Genomic DNA, 18,217 nt, shown 5'->3' with positions numbered 1-18,217 from the left:
TTTATGCTAAATATAAACGGAACACTAACTTTAAATCCTGAAGCCAATTTAAGTTTTCAAAATAGGGGATTGCATTATGGCGATGCTGTTTTTGAAACCATTAAAGTATCGGCAGGAAAGATATTATTTTGGGAAGATCATTATTTCCGACTTATGGCTTCCATGCGAATAATGCGTATGGAGATTCCTATGAATTTTACGTTGGAGCGACTGGAAGAACAAATTTTTGAAACGGTAAACGCTTCCGAAAAATCGAATGCATATCGTGTAAAAATGATAGTATGGAGAGGCTATGGAGGAAAATACTTACCTACAAGTAAATCCATTGAATATGCTATAGAAACCGAAATACTGGAGCACCCTTTTTATATTTTAAATGAATCTATGTATGAAGTAGAACTTTTCAAGGATCATTATATAAACTCTGGATTGTTGTCTACCATAAAATCTACAAATAGGGCCATCAATGTTTTGGGAAGTATCTATGCCGAAGAAAATGATTATCAAAATTGTTTGCTTCTCAATGAACATAAACAAGTGGTAGAGGCTTTAAACGGAAACCTGTTTTTAGTAAAAGGGTATACCATTAAAACACCGCCTTTAACAGATGGTTGTTTAAACGGAATTGTTCGGAAAAAAGTTATGGAAATCCTTCAAAACGTACCAGACTATATTTTGGAGGAAGCTTCCATTTCTCCTTTTGAGCTTCAAAAGGCAGACGAATTGTGGGTTACAAATACTATTTTGGGAATTCAGCCTATTTCAAAGTATAGGAAAAAGGAATATACAAATTCAGTTGCTAAAGAACTTCTTGCAAAACTGAATGCGAAAGCAAGATTAGGTTAATTATAGTTTGGATTTTCAGGTGCGTTGGACCAAAGAAGGTAATCGCCTCCAAATTCAATCATTTTTTCTTTCCAGAAATTTTCAGAAGGTTTTCCAATAATGGCATTTTTATGTTCGTTGGCAGTAACAAGCCAACTATTCAGTTTTAGCTCTTCATCAAGTTGGTCACTAGACCATCCAGAATACCCTAAGAAAAATTGAATTTGATCTTCGTGGAGAACGTTGTCGTTAAGCATATCTAGAATGGTATTGAAATCACCACCCCAATAAATTCCGCTGGCAATTTCAGTGCTATTGGGAATTAAATCTGGAACTTTATGAATAAAATACAAATTATCCTGTTCTACAGGACCGCCATTATAAACTTTTAAGGAGGAATTTACTTCCGGAATAAAATCACGAAGACAATATTTTAAAGGCTTATTAAGAATAAATCCTACGGAGCCAGTTTGATTGTGTTCAGCCAAAAGTACCACAGACCTATTAAAGGAAACATCACCTATAATAGAGGGTTCTGCTATAAGAAGTACACCCTTATCTGGTTTTAGGCTGGTCATGATTATGTGTTTAGTAAATTAAAGCTAAGGATTAAATATTAAAAATCCAACAGTTTTTTGAATTCTCCTAGTTTGAAAAAAAAATAAGCCCTGCTAATTTAGCAGGGCTTACTCAAAGTTTGTTAGCTAGTATAAAACTAGTTTACACTTTTAGCAAGGTCTGAACCAGCTTTGAATTTTACTACTTTTTTAGCAGCAATTTTGATAGTTTTTCCAGTTTGTGGGTTTCTTCCTTCTCTAGCTGCTCTTTTAGATACAGACCAAGAACCAAAACCTACAAGAGATACTCTGTTTCCTTTTTTAAGAGATTTTTCTACGTTTCCTAAGAAAGACTCTAGTGCTTTTTTTGCTGCTGCTTTTGTAACGCCAGCATCTGCTGCCATAGCGTCGATTAAATCTGATTTGTTCATAGTTTACTTATTAAATTAAAATTGTTTGGTTAAACATTAAATTTTGCTCTACAAATTTAACGGGATTATCGGTTCACGCAAGTAATGACGCACTAAATCACGTTTTTTGTTAATAACTTAAATGGTTTGTTAATAAACATGACCCAATTTTGACGATTTTTAATGAAATGAGCAATAACAAGGCTTTAGACGAAATGGGCTTCTTTTTTAAATTGAAGGCCATTTAGCAATTCATGAGCTTTCATTTTTTTCTTTCCAGGAAGTTGTAATTCTTCAATAAATACATACCCATCTTCAACGGCTACTTTTATTTCTTTTTTTGAGGTAATAATGACTCCATTTTCAAAATTATGTTCGTCCTTAATTATAGTAGTTGCAAAAATCTTTACTTTTTGAGGATCATCTTCTCCGTTTTTTAGAAGGGTCCAAGCAGTAGGGTAGGGAGAGAGCCCTCTAATAAAGCAATCGATATGCGCTAAGGTTGTTTTCCATTGGATCCGTGTATTTTCTGAAGTTAGTTTGGGAGCTTCTTTAAAAACTTCAGACTTGGGTTGAAGTTTTGGGGTGGCTTTGTCTTTTTCAATTAGTTGTACAGTTTTAATAACCAAATCACTTCCAACTTCCATCAAAGTGTCATGTAGCGTTTCAAATGTTTCGTCCTTTTTAATTTTTACTTTTTCCGAAGCAATGATGGCTCCAGTATCAATTTTTTCATCAATAAAAAAAGTAGTGACTCCTGTTTCCTTTTCACCATTAATAATAGCCCAATTAATGGGTGCAGCTCCTCGATATTGGGGTAGAAGCGAGGCATGTAAATTAAATGTGCCAAATTCTGGCATTTCCCAAACGACTTTGGGTAACATTCTAAAAGCTACTACAATTTGAAGATTTGCATCTAATGCTTTTAGTTCTTCTAGAAACGCGTCATCTTTTAAATTTGTGGGTTGTAAAAGCGGAATATTTCGAGAAATAGCATATTCTTTTACTGCAGATTGGGAAACTTTTCGCCCCCTGCCAGCGGGCCTGTCGGGTGCAGTAATAACCCCAACTACATTGCAGTTTTCATTTATCAATTTTTTTAAAACGCCTACTGCAAATTGGGGAGTACCCATAAAAACAATTCTTAAATCTCTCATTGGGTATAAAAATATTGATTGATGGCGTTGAGTTTTATTATTTTTTTGTCGAGAAGAAGCTGTAGCGTTCTTAAAACTTCGTCTTCCGCAAAGGTAAGATTTTCTAAAAGAGTCCGAGAGTCCATAGGTTCAATTCGCAATAATGCGATAATTTTTTCTGAAATGATTTCGACCTCTGCCTTTAAATTTCCTGTCCGCTTTTCTTTACATACAGAGCAAATGCCACACTCCTTTGCCGAGTCTTCACCAAAATAGTGTAATAGTTGAACCGATTTACACGTTTTGTTGTCCTTTATATAATGCAGTACAGAAGAAACCTGATTTTTTTTCTTCTCATTCAGTGAGGTGATTTCTCTGCTGAATGGGTTTAAGGTGCGTTCATCTTCCCTTGGAACTAAAAAAGTAATATTAGCATCTGTTTCATATAATTTTAAATCGACTAACTGTTGTTGTTCCATCTCTTTTAACACGGAAATAATTTTATCAATTTCCAACCCAGATTTACTTGAAATCAAATCGAGGTTAATATTATTAGGAGAATCAAAAATACCCCCATAAATACGTAGAATGGTTTTTCCAACCACCGAAAATGAAAGGTTGTTTTCAAATTCTTTTAATAGCTGTGCCGAAGGCACTAAAAACTGAATTTTTGATTTGCGTCCAAATTGTTTTGAAAGCTGAATAATGCCTAACCTGTCTAAAGTGTTTAAGCCGTTGAAGGTAAGTAAGGTGTTTAATTTATAAGTTTCACAAAACTGTGCAAAATTGAAATTATGCTCGGTAAATTCTCCTTCACCATACGGAATTTGAAAATAATTGTTTAACGTGCGGTATAGTTTCTTGATTTCTTTGAAGACTGGAAGTGTATCAATAAATTGTTTCTTAAGTAACAGTTTGTCATTTTCCTCATATAAAATAATAGCTGATGACTCTTTACCATCCCTTCCTGCTCGTCCAGCTTCTTGAAAATAACTTTCTAAACTTTCTGGAAGTTGCACGTGAACAACAAATCGAACATTAGAATGATCAATACCCATACCAAAAGCATTGGTTGCTACAACAGTACTTACCTTATAATTCTTCCAACTTTTTAAACGGTCTTTTTTGTCTTTTGGAGACAGTCCTCCGTGGTAAAAAGTAGCTGTTATCCCCTCGCTTTGCAGTCTGTTTGCATACATTTCAGCTTGATTGCGGCTTCGTACATATACAATGGCAGATTCTGTATTTCTTTTTAGTATTTCTGTTAATCGATATAATTTATCCGATTCCTTTTTAACCTGATAAGAAATATTAGGCCTTGCAAAGGATTCCTTAAACACAGCAGGTGCTTCCAATTTTAACTGCGTCATGGTATCTGCAAGTACCTCTTGCGTGGCTGTTGCGGTTAATGCTATAATAGGCACATATGGATGCAGCTCTCTTAGGATTGAAATATTTAAATAGGAGGGTCTAAAGTCATTTCCCCATTGCGAAATACAATGAGCTTCATCAATAGCAACAAGGTTTACATTCATTTTTTGAATCGCCATTTGCACCTGTTCTTGCTGAAGACGTTCTGGGGATAGGTACAAAAACTTGTAGTTGCCAAATAGCGAATTATCTAGCTGCGCGGTGAGTTCGTCCCCTGAAATTCCACCTGTTATAGCCATAGCCTTGATATCTTTATTCATTAAAGACTGCACTTGATCTGTCATTAACGCTACGAGAGGGGAAACCACGATGCAAATTCCTTCCATCACCATGGCAGGAACTTGAAAACAAATAGATTTTCCTCCACCTGTTGGGAGCAGGGCAACGGTATCCTTGCCTAGTAAAACACTATCAATAATCTCTTTTTGAGAAGCTCTAAAACTAGAAAACCTCCAATATTTCTCTAATATGTTTAAAGGAGAATTCAAATTAGTGTTTTCAGCTTTTTTAGAATAAAATCACATCGATACTCGATGCTTCCAACGGGGACATGGTGCACTTCATAGCCATAGTTTTGGTATCCTTGATGTAGGTATTCAAAAATTTTTTCGGCTTGATCAAAAGATTCGTATCGCTCATTATCTTGAATATAGATATCCTCCCATGGCGGAAGCAAAAAAATAGCATCATACCGATTTTTTAAACACGTTTCAGAAAAGTATGTAGGATACGTTGTTCCTAAATAATCCATATAAGAAGTCACATCTGGAAGTCCTCTGTCATAAAAAATATAATCATCATTACCAATTGGCAACTCATTAAATTGTTCTAACCGTCCTTTTAATAAATGCTCACTAAAAAGAATAGGATCTTCAAGAAATAACTGGTCAATACCTTCGGCTTGTGCTTTTTTAATGACCGCTCGTGAAACTTCGGGAAGGCAGTTGTAGCCTTTCTTTTCTAAGAAATTAATAAGCGAGGTTTTTCCTGAACCTGGACCGCCTGTTATGACAATTCTTTTTGATTTCAATCGTTACAATTTTATGCAAAGTTAGTTACTATTGCAGACTTACGCTATCTTTGCGAAAAGATCCTATTTTATAATGACTGAAGAAGAAAAAACCAAAGATTTTTACAATAGATTACGAGAGCAGTTAGAGAATGATACCTCTTGGCCTACAGACTATCTTTTTAAATTTATAGTACCCGCAAGTTTAGAAAAAATTGCAGAAATTGAAGCTGTTTTCGATAGTATGGGTGCGCAAATTCAAACGAGAGATTCTTCAAAAGGCACTTATACGAGCATTTCTGTTAAGGTACACCTAGAATCCCCAGACGCCGTCATTGAAAAATATTTGCAAGTTTCCAAAGTGGAGGGAGTTATTTCACTTTAATTTTATTATTTTGCAACATACTACAAAAGATATTTCCAAAAACACATTTATTTTGATTGAAGATATAGAATATAATACAGAGCGTGTTCATTTAATTATACCAGAATATGGACGCCATATTCAAAAAATGGTGGACCACGCCATAAGTTTAGAAGATAGAGAAGCACGAAATAAATGTGCCAAAAGCATCATTGCTGTAATGGGGAATTTAAATCCTCATCTTCGTGATGTTTCAGATTTCCAACACAAACTTTGGGATCAATTATTTATCATATCTGATTTTAAATTGGATGTAGATTCTCCTTTTCCAAAACCATCCCGAGAAGAATTGGCAGAAAGGCCAGAGCCCCTTGCATATCCACAAAACCATCCAAAATATCGATTCTACGGAAATAATATTAAGCGAATGATTGATGTGGCAAAAAGTTGGGAAGATGGCGATATGAAAGAAGGCTTGGTGCTTACCATTGCCAACCATATGAAAAAAAGTTTTTTAAATTGGAATAAAGACACCGTTGAAGATGATGTAATCTTTCAGCATTTATACGAATTATCTGACGGCAAAATTAATTTAAAGAATAGCGACGAAGATTTGTCAAATCCCGAAGCCCTTCTCAAAAACAAAAAACACTTTAAAAAGAGTACCTCCAAAGGAAGTAACAAAGGGAATCGCAACCGCAAACGTTATTAATCTTACAATTCAGTTTTATTTATGGGAACTTTTCAAATTGAGGGCGGCCATTCATTAAAAGGAGAAATCCATCCCCAAGGTGCCAAAAATGAAGCATTGCAAATACTTTGTTGTGTGCTTTTAACCCCCGAAGAAGTCATTATTGAAAATATTCCAGATATTGTGGATGTCAATAAGCTAATTGGGATTTTAGGCAATTTAGGGGTTAAAATTCAGAAATTAGGAAAAGGAAAGTATGCTTTTAGAGCAGACGATATTAACCTAAAATACCTTGAATCTGAACTGTTTAAAAAGGAAGGCAGTTCGCTTCGCGGTTCTATTATGATTGTAGGGCCACTTTTAGCACGATTTGGGAAAGGGTATATCCCAAGACCAGGTGGGGATAAAATAGGAAGAAGAAGATTAGATACTCATTTTGAGGGATTTATTAAGCTTGGAGCTAAATTCCGCTATAATAAAGAAGAACGTTTTTATGGTGTGGAGGCTCCTAATGGGCTTAAAGGAACCTATATGCTCCTAGATCAGGCTTCAGTTACAGGAACTGCCAATATTGTGATGGCTGCGGTTTTAGCAAAAGGAAAAACCACCGTTTATAATGCTGCATGTGAACCATACTTACAACAACTATGTAAGATGTTAAATGCCATGGGGGCGAAGATTTCTGGAATTGGCTCTAACTTATTGGTGATTGAAGGGGTAGATTATTTAGGAGGTTGTAAGCATAGAGTCCTTCCCGATATGATTGAAATTGGGAGTTGGATTGGCCTAGCTGCGATGACACAAAGTGAACTTACCATCAAGGATGTAAGTTGGAACGATTTAGGAATTATTCCCGATACCTTTAGAAAACTTGGAATTAAAGTAAAGAAAAAAGGGGATGATATTTACATTCCGAAGCAAAAGGAATATGAAATCCAGTCTGATATGGATGGTTCTATTATTACCATTGCCGATGCTCCATGGCCTGGATTTACACCCGATTTATTAAGTATTGTTTTGGTGGTTTGTACACAGGCAAAAGGAAGTGTTTTAATCCATCAAAAAATGTTTGAAAGCCGTTTGTTCTTTGTGGATAAGCTTATAGATATGGGGGCGAAGATTATTCTTTGTGATCCCCATCGAGCTACCGTTATTGGGCATAACTTTAAATCGGCTTTAAAACCAACTACCATGGTGTCTCCAGATATTAGAGCGGGGATTTCCTTATTGATTGCTGCGCTTTCGGCAAATGGCACCAGTATAATTCATAACATTGAACAAATTGATCGCGGTTATGAAAATATTGATGAGCGTTTGCGTGCTATTGGAGCAAAAATCACCCGATTAGATTAAGCTTTTTTCTGCTTATTAATTTCGTCTTGAAGTTTTCTTCTTAGCTGTTGTTCTCTTTCTAAAGCAGTTTGCCTATGGGTATCATACTCTGCTTCAGTATCGGCTAATTTCTCTTGTGCCTCTTTGGTTAGGGTGTTACTTCTTTTAAATTTAAATATAAAAATAAAGACACTAATTAATAGGAAAGCAATAATTCCCCACATAATGGTATTGTACACCGATTTCTTAATGATTGCGCCAAAAAATGAAATGCCATCTTCCTTCTTTTGGGAAGTAAGTAACGCTTCATTTAAGGTATTTAATTCTGTAGAAAGCGAATCAATGCGGTTTTGTAATGTTAATTGATTGTTTTGAAGCGATTCAATTTCAGTTTTAAGATTTGTAATAGAATCTGAAACACTTTTTCTTAAGTTATTAAGTTTGGTAATTTTAACAACTTTAAAATCTTGATACCTATTAGAATTATCAATAACATCCACAAACTGATTATCTAAGGTATTTTCCGTTTCTTGCGAATATGTACCTTGAGCAATAAGCAAAATAAATAAGGGGAGGAGCTTTAAAATTTTCATTATGGAGTAACTTAGGTTTGTTTGCAAACGCAAGAGTATAAAATTTGTCTTTTAACTCACAATTTTAAAGACCATTTACAATTTATTTAACAAGCTCTAATTTTTCTGAATAAGCAAACGACAATGCTCCAGAGGGACACTTTTTTATTTGTTTAATTATTTTATCAGTTTCAGCTCCTTCCAAGTCAATCCAAGGAATAACCGAATTTCTAAAAACTTCTGAAAGTCCTTTACAACAAACTTCTGCAAGAACACATTTTTTTTCGTCGTAGGTAACAGTAATTTTTTCATTACTGAAGGTGTTTGAGTTAGGTTCCATAGTCAAAGCATTTGGGGGTTAACTATATTTTAACATAAAAACATCGATAAATATACATAAAAATTCGATAAAATGCATTTTTATTAACAATTTTTTCAAATTAGTTGTTTAAAGCACTTTTGTATCTTTCAAGGCAACGCTCCCTTGCATCTTTATGATTTACAATAGGATCTGGGTATTTTTTTGTGTCAATTTCTGGAATCCAACTAGTAATATATTCTTGTTCTTTATCAAATTTTTCAATTTGCGTAGTGGGATTAAAAATTCTAAAATAGGGTGCTGCATCGACACCACTTCCGGCGGCCCATTGCCAGTTTCCTACATTGCTAGATTGTTCATAGTCCAGTAGTTTTTCGGCAAAATAGGCTTCACCCCATCTCCAGTCTATTAATAAATGCTTGCAAAGAAAACTGGCAACTATCATACGTACTCGATTGTGCATATAGCCAGTTTCATTTAATTGTCGCATTCCTGCATCCACAAAGGGATAGCCTGTTTTGCCTTCTTTCCAGGCTTCAAACTCCTCTTCATTGTTTCGCCATTCCATTCTATCGTATTTGGGCTTAAATGCTTTATCCACAGTTTCAGGAAAATGCCAAAGTATTTGCATAAAAAACTCACGCCAAACAAGTTCTTTTAGGTAGGTATTGTTTTTAGCTTCAATGGCCTTTTTTACAAGTGACCGAATGCTAACAGTGCCAAATCGTAAGTGAGGTGATATATGTGAAGTTCCTTCAGGATTGGCAGGAAAATTTCTTATGTTTTGGTAATGCTCTATTGTTTTTTCAGAAATGTCATATGGTGCTACTTCAATAGCAGATTTTTTAAAACCCAAATCACCTAAGGTTAGGTTTGGCAAACGAGAATGTGGGTAGAGATTTTTTAATTTTTCTGAAGTATCGTGCGTTTTTGCATGTTTTGAAGCTTTAAATTTTTCAAGCCATTTTTTACTATACGGGGTGTACACCACATAGGGATCGCCATCATCCTTTACAACTTCATCTTTTTCAAAAATTACCTGATCTTTAAAAGTGTAGAAACCAATGTCTTTTTCGGAAAGTAATTCTTCAATTTCAGTATCTCGTTTTAGAGCATAGGGTTCATAATCACGATTTGTAATCACGTTTTGTACTTCAAAATCTGAAATAATTTGTTTGAAAACCTCAACAGGCTTTCCTTGGTACTTTGCAATACTACTATCGTTATTTTGAAGCTTTGTACGAAGTTCTTGAACCGTTTCAAAAATAAAGGTAACTCTTGCGTCGTCTTTAGGCAACCGGTCTAGAATTTCGGTATCGAAGATAAATACTGGTAGTACAGGAAATTTTCCTGATAGCGCCTTATAAAACCCCACGTTATCCTCTAAACGCAGATCTCTTCGGAACCAAAAAAGATTTACTTTTTTACTCAAATTAATTTATGTTAAGCGTAGACATTCCACCATCAACACCTATTACTTGACCTGTAATCCAGCTAGAATCATCACTTAATAAAAAGACGGCGGTTTTGGCAATGTCTTGGGTGGTCCCCACACGATTTAGGGGATGTCTTTCTGCCATTTTTTCTTTTTTCTCTTCCGAAGATAATAATTTACTTGCTAGTGGAGTATCTGTAAGCGAAGGCGCAATTACGTTTACTCGAAAACTAGGTGCGTATTCTGCTGCAAGTGCTTTTGCGAACCCTTCAATGGCACCTTTAGCGGCTGCAACACTGGTATGAAAAGGCATTCCTACTTGCACAGCAACTGTACTGAAAAAGACTAGGCTTGCTTGTTCGGCAGTTTTAAGTTTGGGTAATAACCCATGAACTACTTTCACTAGAGACATAAAATTTATTTCTAAATCTTCTTGAAATGCAGCAGGAGAAAGCATTTTAAAGGGTCTCAGGTTGATGCTACCTGGACAATAAACAAGACCATCGATAGTTTCGGGTAGCTCTAAACTGCTAATATCATCTTTAGTGACATCAAAAGTGAGGTGGTCGCAATTGTCTGGAATATTTTCTGAAGAACGAGAAGCGATGTACACATTGTATTTAGAAGATGTTAGTCTTGCGATTTCTGCTCCAATACCATAAGAGCCCCCAATAAGTAATAAATTCTTTTTCATAGCAATTTTATTTCTCAAAGAGGACTCTCAATTTTTCTTTTCTGTAGCTAAATATTTCGTTGAGCTTTGGCTTTACAAGGATAGGGTGTAATAGTTGTCCCAAAAATCCAAAGGGTAATTTATAATCTATAATATCTTCCATTTCTACACCGCCCTCAACTTCTTTAATGAAATGCTTGTGATGCCAAAGCGCATATGGGCCAAATCGTTGTTCGTCTACAAAATACTCTCCTTCTTTTACATGTGTGATTTCGGTAACCCATTTTGTTTTAATACCCATAACAGGAGTCACTATATATTGTATAATTTGACCCGGATACATTTTTCTGTCGGCCCCAGAAAGAATATCAAATCCCATATACTCAGGTGTAATAATTTTAAGGTACTTTGGAGAAGATAAAAACTCCCAAGCCTTATTCTTTGATATTGGCAAAAATTGAGTCGCTTTAAGGGTATATAATTTCACGATGTATTCTTATTTTCAGTAAAAATACATGTTTTGTTTAATAGTATATGTTAAAGTTTAAACAAAATTACTATTTAATTGATAGAATATTCTTGTTCATAGCACGTAAGCGATAAAGCTTCCTATTTCTTTTCTTTTTGTCCGTCCCTTTTGAACTGAAGTATTTTTTAAGTGTTTTAAGCATTTTTGTTTTAAATTTACAACTGTTTGCCAGTATATGAAAGGCGTTTCGTACAATTAACCTTTTTTTAGCTATTTAGACCCTTTTTGTTCATTTTCAAGTATATACGAAGGAAAGCCTTTTAAGGTTTTCTTAACTAAAATGCTACGCTGCAAACAGTATCTTAGTACCCACTAAAAAAAATAAATATACCATCATGAAAAAATTATTCCTTTTTGCATTTGTGAGTGCCTTATCAATGACCGCGTTTTCACAAATCGAAACACCTGCTGCTAGCCCGTTTCAAAAGATTGAACAAAAAGTAGGGTTAACAGATGTAACACTAGAATACTCTCGTCCTTCTATGAAAGGGAGAAAAATATTTGGAGATTTAGTTCCTTATAATAAATTATGGAGAACTGGGGCAAATGCTAACACAAAAATTACCTTTAGTAAAGACGTTATCATTGGCGGTAACAATGTAAAAGCTGGTTCGTATGCTGTTTATACAAAACCAAACGCAAAGGTTTGGGAAGTAATGTTCTATGCCGATGCTAACAACTGGGGTACCCCACAAGAATGGGATGCCGAAAAAGTAGTCGCTTCAGTAAAAGCAAATGTGTATGATTTACCAATGAGCGTTGAAACCTTTACCATTTCCTTCGATGATTTAGATAGTAACAGTGTGAACTTAGGACTTCTTTGGGAAAATACCTATGTAGGAGTGCCAATACAATTTATGACCGATAAAGCGGTGACTGCTAGTATTGAAAAAGTGATGGGAGGTCCATCTTCTAACGACTATTATGCAGCTGCGGTGTATTATCTAGAAGCAGATAAGGACATCAATAAAGCGAAAATGTGGATTGATAAAGCGATTGAAATGCGCGATCAACCTGCCTTTTGGTACTACCGTCAACAGTCGCTTATCTATGCAAAATCTGGTGACAAAAAAGGTGCAATCGCTGCAGCTAAAAAATCATTAGACCTAGCAACAGAAGCTGGAAACGAAGATTATATCGCTTTGAATAAAAAATCTATTTCTGTTTGGGAAGGAAAACCTATGTCAGATAAATAAGAATAAATTGCCTTAAAGTATAAACGCTCCTACATTAGGAGCGTTTTTTTATTCTAGTATTTTGGTAAGTTCGTTTCTGTATTGTGAAGGGTTTTTCCCTGTAAATTCTTTAAACTTTTTATTAAAATGCGAAAAATTATTAAAACCACTTTCAAAGCATACATCGGTAATGCTTAAATGCTTTTCTGAAAGTAGCTTACAAGCGTGAACCAATCGGTATTCGTTTACAAACTGGGTAAAGGTTTTTCCTGTTTTATTTTTAAAATACCTACTAAAGGCCTGCTCTGTCATACTCACTTTATTTGAAATATCTTCCAAGGAAATTGGCGTAGTGAAATGTGTACTTACAAAACTATAAATGGTGTCCATGCGTGCGGTGTCTTGCGGTCGTGACTCTAAATGCACATTTTCCACATTCAATATGGTATATTCTTTACTCTCTGAAAGTTCTTGCAGAATCTTAATAAAGGAAATAAGTCGGTCCATCATGGGTTGCTCTAACAAGGCTTCCATTTGAGTTCCTACCGCCAGCTTTGTGTTTCCGTGGAATACAATCCCTTGTTTGCTTCGGTTCAGCAGTTGTTTAATGGAGGTCATTTCGGGGGCTTCAAAAAAATCTTTCCCTAAAAAGTCTTCTCTTACCTGAATCACTACTTCACTCTTGTTTTTGGTTAATCTATCCGTAAAACCAAAGTGGGGGAGGTTGGCACCAATTAAAATAAGATCTCCGTCATTATAATAAGAGATATGACTCCCAATGTGTCTTTTTCCGCTTCCGCCGTTTACATACACCAATTCCATTTCAGGGTGGTAATGCCAAGACGCGGGGTTTTCGTCATTAAACCCTTTAAAGTTATTGACAGAAAGTGAACTCCCAGGTGGGGGTGCTATAGATTCGAAAAGGGGCGTTTTCTTCATTTTTTATTTCAAAGGTACACATGCTATGTAAGCATAGTATGTGCAAATTTAACCTAAATCTATGCTATTTTAACATTTTAACAAATTTTAAGAGTTTATAGTGATAAAATACCACATATATTGGCAAAATAAGAAGTAGTCTAGGAGGGAGAGTCTTCGCATCTTTGACTCATATTAATCATTAAAACAAATACTTATGAAAACGATGAAAAATGTAATGCTTGCAAGTTTGTTTGTACTATCTGTGTCGGCTTTTGCCAACAACGAAAAAGTTACTACAAAAGATGGTAACGTTACCATCACGCAAGAAAACGAAACCATTGCGGTTTCTGTTCTAAATACTGAAAATGCTGCTTACAAACTATTTATTTATAGTGAAGACGGTACCTTGGTATTTAAAGGCAAATTAGGAAGCAATGCCAGTATTGGTAAAGCTTTCGATTTTCAAACGGCTCAAAAAGGTACGTATACCTTTAAGTTGGTGACCAACGCGGGCGAAACGTTTGTAAAAGATATTAAGATCTAGGTTTAGATTTTAATTTTAATGTGAAAGAAAAGAGCAGCCTAGGCTGCTCTTTTTTATTGGGATATGATATTTGGTTACTCTTCTTTTACATCTCTCACCCCATTTTCGATAATGTAGTTATACACTTCAAGGGTAAGGGTTTCTCTTTGCTCGTCAGTTAGGCTTTTTATAAAGTGCCCATGGGTCCAAGGTCTATACCCGGCAATTTTTGAGGACTCTTTTTCAAGATATACATGTACAGCATCTTGTATGATTTCTGGAGTTACTTCATCCACAGGAATGCCTAACTCCAATTCTATATAAGTGCGTTGCCATACGTCACAGATAAAGGTATCTGTAAGAGTGGATGGTACTGGTCTACCGCTTTCTACTCTATAATCATACGTTTCCATTTTAATGTATTTCGATTTAGGGTATTTGGGTGCTTTAAAGGTTTCGATTTTTTGCAATTCTTGCGCAGATACACCTGTTAATAAAAGTACGCAGAGGACGAAAAGGATAGATTTTGAGGTCATATAGGGTTTTTGAAGGGTTAAGTTGGAATTTATAGGTTATATAAGGGTGTTAGCCTTTCGTTATTTATTTTTATAGTTGATAAATTTTCAATAGAGTTTTTATAAAATTAAGGTTTATTATATTGTTTTTTTAAGTTTAACTATCTTTAAAACAAATAGTTATTACGAAGTTAAAGGATGATTGGCTTTATGAATTGGCAACCTCAAACTATTGCTTTTTTTATATTTATTCTAAATTAACTATTAATTTACTTATTATGAATTATACACTATCTCTCGTTTGCGCTGTTTTGTGCGCTGTCAATGTATTTTCACAACCACTTCAAGTAATTGGGACAAGTCCCGTTGCTCAATCTTTGATTACTGCTCCGGGCGATGAAATCTTTATCATGTTCAATGAGCCTCTCGATGAGGCAACGGTCAATCCAAGCACTTTCCAGGTTTACGGGAGATGGTCAGGTCCTATGGAAGGCACTTATAGCTTTCTTACTGGTGGAACTGTAGTCAAGTTTACACCTCTAAGAGACTTTTTCTATGGCGAATGGGTCAGAGTTGGATTATCAAGCAGCATTAAGAATACGGCAGGTATGCCACTTACAAATGGATTTAGCTACGGCTATTGGACAAAATCATTGCCCGCTTCACTCGACTTGGAGTTGGTGGGCCAGATCGATATGAGGGAGCCAGGAGAAGGTCATATAACCTGTTATGGAGCCTATGCCGGTGATGTCAATGATGATGAATTTTCGGATTTGGTAGTCATCACCGAAGATTCAGACGACATACGCGTGTTACTAAGTGATGGAGATAATAGTTATGATCCATTTATAATTTTTGAATTACCGCCAGGCCAAGGACCAAGTACGAATGCCGGTGCTGATTTTAATCATGACGGCTTAATCGATATAGCCATTGGTAGTACATATGCGGATCAAGTAAACGTCCTGTTTGGAGATGCCATAACTATTTTTGGCAATGAATTCAACTACCAAACCGGTGAAGGGGTTCGTGGACTTACCGTGGCCGACTTCAACGGAGATGGCTGGGAGGATATAGCTACGGCCAACCGTGCTGCCAGCACAATTTCGATACTCATGAATGATGGAACAGGCCTTTTTGAACCGGCGATAAATATCGATTCGGGGTTTGCTGGTGAAACTTCCATAGCTGCAATAGATCTAAATGGTGATGGCTATGTGGATCTACTCGTGGCAACTCATGATAGTAATAATGTGGTGAGTTTATTGAACGATGGAACAGGAAACTTTACGGTATTCGATTCGGTCTCTGTGGGTACTGGCCCTTGGATGATGGCAATTGGAGATTTAAATGGTGATGGTTTTGTGGATATTGCGATTGCAAACAGGTTTACCGACGACATTTCAATAGTAAGAACTGATGGGTCTGGTGGTCTGCAATTTGATGCGCAATATTTAGTAGGTGATTTCCCGGTAGCCATCGATCTGGGTGATATTGATGGTGACGGCGATCTGGATTTTATTTCAAGTAACGTAAGTGAGTCCAATTATGTGCTGATGGAAAATGACGGCTCAGGGACTTTTATAAATCCAAGAATTTATCCAACTGTGCCCAATGGGATGGCTGCGTGCGCCACAATCCACGATCGAAATAATGACGGTGCTATGGACATTACGATGATTGATGAGTCAGAGGATGTTGTTTTATTCTATAATAATAGCATTAACCTTGGCTATGATGATCAGAAAATAAATAAGAATTTAACGCTTTATCCAAATCCCTTTCATTCCACAATTTACGTAGATGGGATTGTTATTGGTCCAGTAAAATTAATATTGTACGATATTCACGGCCGACAACTACTTTCTAAATACCTGGGAGATTCGAAACAATTTTATATAGGTGAAATTGGATTATCGGAGGGTATCTACATTGCTGAACTATATCACAATGGTAATTCTCAAAACATCAAGATGTATAAAATGCCTCAAAATTGATTGCATATTCATTAAATTTTATTCAGATTCATATCTACTGAATTTATTTTCAATCAGTATTTTTCGAAAGAATTTTATCATGGGTTAGTGGTTGGTCATAATGAAGGCTAACGGTCCGGCTAAGAAACGTGCGACTCAAGAACCGCAGATCTCCTAGCTAGGATGAGCCTGGATAGAAAGATAAAACTTCTTCTTGAGTTATTATCGAGCATGTTTGCTTAGCCGTAGTTGTGCTTAGTTCTTTTTATTTTCCATTAGATAGTCAAACTGAATTTCTGTACCTCGAATTTGAGATCGGACAATGTGATAATCTTCTCCTACTTCTATTATTTCACAGTCAATTGGTAAATCAGCTGTAGGTGTAGGAGGTTTGTCTCCTGATTCATATTCTATGGTAAATGAGCAGTCACTCGTCCAATGTATGCTGTTAACCATCTTTTTATCGATTGCGGGTATATCCTCGATAGACTGAGTTTCCGTTCGAGTAACCGTTATCACTCCATTGGATTCTGTTTGAGTAGTGAAAGTTCCAGTTTTCAATTCACTGCAATCAGTCTTCTGAGCACAGGAGTTCATTGTAACAGAATGAAGTATGATTAGAATGGTCAGTTTCATTTTTTTGAATTAAGCACAACTCGTTATATAAACTATTTTGTCGTCGATATACAGTAAAATAGCTCTGATATCGACAGTTTTTTATCGTCGATATACAGCACGACTTTACCAAAGATAACAAATTAACTTTTTCGTAATACCTCTTTAAAGGCATCCAGTTGGGCTTTTAAAATTTTATTTTCTTCCCTAAGGGTTTGTAACTCCTCTTGTAGTGGGAGGGTAGGGTCTGGCACGTTGTTTCCATAGGTGTTTGGCAACTGTGCGGCTACATCGGCAATAAAGTTGTATTGCAGAATCTCACTTATTTCCCATAAAATAGCCAGCTGTATGCTAGGGCGTTTTACCAAACGCTCTACGGTGGCTCTATTGCGGTCCATCTTGCGCGCAATAGCGCTTTTGGCAATATGGTGTTTGTTGATATAGGTACGAATAAGCTTACCTATATGAGGCATGTTGGTTTCTTTGCTTTTAAACTTGGGGCCTGGTCTTAACGGATGTGCCATACTAAAAGATTTTAAACTTAAATATACTATTTTTTTGTAACTCGTGTAAGTTTAAAGGTAACAGCTGTAAGTTTAAAAGTAACCTATGTAAGTTTGAAAGTAACACGTGTAAGTTTGAAAGTAACTCGTGTAAGTTTGAAGGTAACCTGTGTAAGTTTGATAGTAACAGGTGTAAATTTAAGGGTAACTTGTGTAAGTTTGAAGGTAACTTGTGTAAGTTTGAAGGTAACTTGTGTTAGTTTTTAAGTAGCAAATTTAACGTTTTGCCTTGGACTTTATCTTTTTCACATTTTCTTCTTTTCTAAATAGCGCAATTTTAACCATTAGATCGTAAGGAAGGGGTTGGTCTAAAGGAAACTGCACAGCTCCTTTTGAGGTGTGGTAGGGCTCCAATTCTTTAGCAAATTTTTCAATGCCCGAAGGGGCGGGGTAGATGCCTATATGGTTTTTCATGGCGGCATAATGCAGTAGGTTGCCGTGTAATACCAAGGTGGGCATTCCGTATTTTATGGTTTCCGTGGCTTCTGGCACTGCTTTTTGAAGCGTGGTGCGAATCTGTTTTAAAAGCACTTGCTTTTCCGAAGGAAAGGAAGCAATATAGTCCGATACAGTTTCAAACTTTTGCACGCTGTAAGCATTTAAATTCTATTACCTAACACCCTTTACCTAGCACCCAACACCCTTA

At 35.9% G+C, this 18,217-nt stretch carries 22 protein-coding genes; 7 read left to right on the top strand and 15 right to left on the bottom strand.

What is annotated here, in order from left to right:
* Positions 1-3: 3 nt before the first annotated feature.
* Positions 4-846 (top strand): aminotransferase class IV, encoded by an 843-nt coding sequence (locus KXJ69_RS05305; protein ID WP_219051935.1) that lies wholly within the window; start codon positions 4-6, stop codon positions 844-846.
* Here KXJ69_RS05305 and KXJ69_RS05300 read toward each other — a convergent pair.
* The 5 genes from KXJ69_RS05300 to KXJ69_RS05280 form a co-directional block, all read right to left on the bottom strand.
* Positions 843-1,403, bottom strand: a complete 561-nt coding sequence (locus tag KXJ69_RS05300; protein ID WP_219051934.1) for a YqgE/AlgH family protein — start codon at positions 1,401-1,403, stop codon at positions 843-845. The genes KXJ69_RS05305 and KXJ69_RS05300 overlap by 4 nt on opposite strands.
* Positions 1,404-1,540: 137 nt before the next feature.
* On the bottom strand, positions 1,541-1,813 hold the full coding sequence (locus tag KXJ69_RS05295) for an HU family DNA-binding protein (RefSeq protein WP_219051933.1): 273 nt from the start codon (positions 1,811-1,813) through the stop codon (positions 1,541-1,543).
* 185 nt (positions 1,814-1,998) lie between these two features.
* Positions 1,999-2,949: a methionyl-tRNA formyltransferase gene (gene fmt, locus KXJ69_RS05290; protein ID WP_219051932.1), complete on the bottom strand. Its 951-nt coding sequence runs from the start codon at positions 2,947-2,949 to the stop codon at positions 1,999-2,001.
* Positions 2,946-4,847, bottom strand: coding sequence for a RecQ family ATP-dependent DNA helicase (locus KXJ69_RS05285; RefSeq protein ID WP_219051931.1), 1,902 nt, complete (start codon positions 4,845-4,847; stop codon positions 2,946-2,948). Before KXJ69_RS05285 ends, fmt begins: the two co-directional genes overlap by 4 nt.
* Positions 4,844-5,389: an AAA family ATPase gene (locus KXJ69_RS05280; protein WP_219051930.1), complete on the bottom strand. Its 546-nt coding sequence runs from the start codon at positions 5,387-5,389 to the stop codon at positions 4,844-4,846. Before KXJ69_RS05280 ends, KXJ69_RS05285 begins: the two co-directional genes overlap by 4 nt.
* Before the next feature lie 73 nt (positions 5,390-5,462).
* Here KXJ69_RS05280 and KXJ69_RS05275 point away from each other — a divergent pair, with 73 nt between their 5' ends.
* Genes KXJ69_RS05275 through murA form a run of 3 tightly spaced genes read left to right on the top strand, consistent with a single transcriptional unit; the run spans position 5,463 to position 7,776 of the window.
* Positions 5,463-5,753, top strand: coding sequence for a DUF493 family protein (locus tag KXJ69_RS05275; RefSeq protein ID WP_219051929.1), 291 nt, complete (start codon positions 5,463-5,465; stop codon positions 5,751-5,753).
* 52 nt (positions 5,754-5,805) lie between these two features.
* Positions 5,806-6,444, top strand: coding sequence for a DUF4290 domain-containing protein (locus KXJ69_RS05270; RefSeq protein WP_219052311.1), 639 nt, complete (start codon positions 5,806-5,808; stop codon positions 6,442-6,444).
* Positions 6,445-6,465: 21 nt separating this feature from the next.
* Complete coding sequence (gene murA, locus KXJ69_RS05265; protein WP_219051928.1) at positions 6,466-7,776, top strand: UDP-N-acetylglucosamine 1-carboxyvinyltransferase; 1,311 nt, start codon at positions 6,466-6,468, stop codon at positions 7,774-7,776.
* On the opposite strand, the gene KXJ69_RS05260 is transcribed toward murA, so the two are convergent.
* The 5 genes from KXJ69_RS05260 to KXJ69_RS05240 form a co-directional block, all read right to left on the bottom strand.
* Complete coding sequence (locus tag KXJ69_RS05260) at positions 7,773-8,348, bottom strand: tRNA (guanine-N1)-methyltransferase (RefSeq protein ID WP_219051927.1); 576 nt, start codon at positions 8,346-8,348, stop codon at positions 7,773-7,775. The genes murA and KXJ69_RS05260 overlap by 4 nt on opposite strands.
* An 82-nt stretch (positions 8,349-8,430) precedes the next feature.
* Positions 8,431-8,667: a (4Fe-4S)-binding protein gene (locus KXJ69_RS05255; RefSeq protein ID WP_219051926.1), complete on the bottom strand. Its 237-nt coding sequence runs from the start codon at positions 8,665-8,667 to the stop codon at positions 8,431-8,433.
* A 100-nt stretch (positions 8,668-8,767) separates the two neighbouring features.
* The gene (locus tag KXJ69_RS05250) at positions 8,768-10,078 is read right to left on the bottom strand and encodes a cryptochrome/photolyase family protein (RefSeq protein WP_219051925.1); all 1,311 of its coding nucleotides are present in this window, start codon (positions 10,076-10,078) and stop codon (positions 8,768-8,770) included.
* A gap of 1 nt (position 10,079) precedes the next feature.
* Complete coding sequence (locus KXJ69_RS05245) at positions 10,080-10,775, bottom strand: SDR family NAD(P)-dependent oxidoreductase (protein WP_219051924.1); 696 nt, start codon at positions 10,773-10,775, stop codon at positions 10,080-10,082.
* A gap of 7 nt (positions 10,776-10,782) precedes the next feature.
* A complete protein-coding gene (locus tag KXJ69_RS05240; RefSeq protein WP_219051923.1) occupies positions 10,783-11,241 on the bottom strand; it encodes an SRPBCC family protein in 459 nt (152 codons plus the stop codon).
* 377 nt (positions 11,242-11,618) lie between these two features.
* Between KXJ69_RS05240 and KXJ69_RS05235 the strand changes: the two genes are divergently transcribed.
* The gene (locus KXJ69_RS05235; protein WP_219051922.1) at positions 11,619-12,479 is read left to right on the top strand and encodes a DUF2911 domain-containing protein; all 861 of its coding nucleotides are present in this window, start codon (positions 11,619-11,621) and stop codon (positions 12,477-12,479) included.
* A gap of 48 nt (positions 12,480-12,527) precedes the next feature.
* On the opposite strand, the gene KXJ69_RS05230 is transcribed toward KXJ69_RS05235, so the two are convergent.
* Positions 12,528-13,397 carry an AraC family transcriptional regulator gene (locus KXJ69_RS05230; protein WP_219051921.1) on the bottom strand — a complete coding sequence of 290 codons (870 nt, stop codon included), beginning with the start codon at positions 13,395-13,397 and terminating at the stop codon, positions 12,528-12,530.
* Between the two features lie 196 nt (positions 13,398-13,593).
* Here KXJ69_RS05230 and KXJ69_RS05225 point away from each other — a divergent pair, with 196 nt between their 5' ends.
* Positions 13,594-13,923 carry a hypothetical protein gene (locus KXJ69_RS05225; RefSeq protein ID WP_219051920.1) on the top strand — a complete coding sequence of 110 codons (330 nt, stop codon included), beginning with the start codon at positions 13,594-13,596 and terminating at the stop codon, positions 13,921-13,923.
* 74 nt (positions 13,924-13,997) lie between these two features.
* Here the strand turns inward: KXJ69_RS05225 and KXJ69_RS05220 are convergent, their stop codons facing one another.
* The gene (locus tag KXJ69_RS05220) at positions 13,998-14,438 is read right to left on the bottom strand and encodes a hypothetical protein (protein ID WP_219051919.1); all 441 of its coding nucleotides are present in this window, start codon (positions 14,436-14,438) and stop codon (positions 13,998-14,000) included.
* A 257-nt stretch (positions 14,439-14,695) separates the two neighbouring features.
* Here KXJ69_RS05220 and KXJ69_RS05215 point away from each other — a divergent pair, with 257 nt between their 5' ends.
* Positions 14,696-16,414 carry an FG-GAP-like repeat-containing protein gene (locus KXJ69_RS05215; RefSeq protein WP_219051918.1) on the top strand — a complete coding sequence of 573 codons (1,719 nt, stop codon included), beginning with the start codon at positions 14,696-14,698 and terminating at the stop codon, positions 16,412-16,414.
* A 234-nt stretch (positions 16,415-16,648) separates the two neighbouring features.
* Here the strand turns inward: KXJ69_RS05215 and KXJ69_RS05210 are convergent, their stop codons facing one another.
* The 3 genes from KXJ69_RS05210 to KXJ69_RS05200 all read right to left on the bottom strand — a co-directional run bounded on the left by KXJ69_RS05210 (position 16,649) and on the right by KXJ69_RS05200 (position 18,159).
* Positions 16,649-16,849, bottom strand: coding sequence for a hypothetical protein (locus KXJ69_RS05210; protein WP_219051917.1), 201 nt, complete (start codon positions 16,847-16,849; stop codon positions 16,649-16,651).
* 302 nt (positions 16,850-17,151) lie between these two features.
* Positions 17,152-17,532: a hypothetical protein gene (locus tag KXJ69_RS05205; RefSeq protein ID WP_219051916.1), complete on the bottom strand. Its 381-nt coding sequence runs from the start codon at positions 17,530-17,532 to the stop codon at positions 17,152-17,154.
* 255 nt (positions 17,533-17,787) lie between these two features.
* Positions 17,788-18,159 carry an iron chaperone gene (locus KXJ69_RS05200; RefSeq protein WP_219051915.1) on the bottom strand — a complete coding sequence of 124 codons (372 nt, stop codon included), beginning with the start codon at positions 18,157-18,159 and terminating at the stop codon, positions 17,788-17,790.
* Positions 18,160-18,217 lie beyond the last annotated feature (58 nt).

The sequence above is a fragment of the Halomarinibacterium sedimenti genome (assembly GCF_019312585.1).
Classification (GTDB): domain Bacteria; phylum Bacteroidota; class Bacteroidia; order Flavobacteriales; family Flavobacteriaceae; genus Halomarinibacterium; species Halomarinibacterium sedimenti.
The sequence above is the reverse complement of the archived record's forward strand: the minus strand, read 5'-3'. Positions and strand labels throughout refer to the sequence as shown.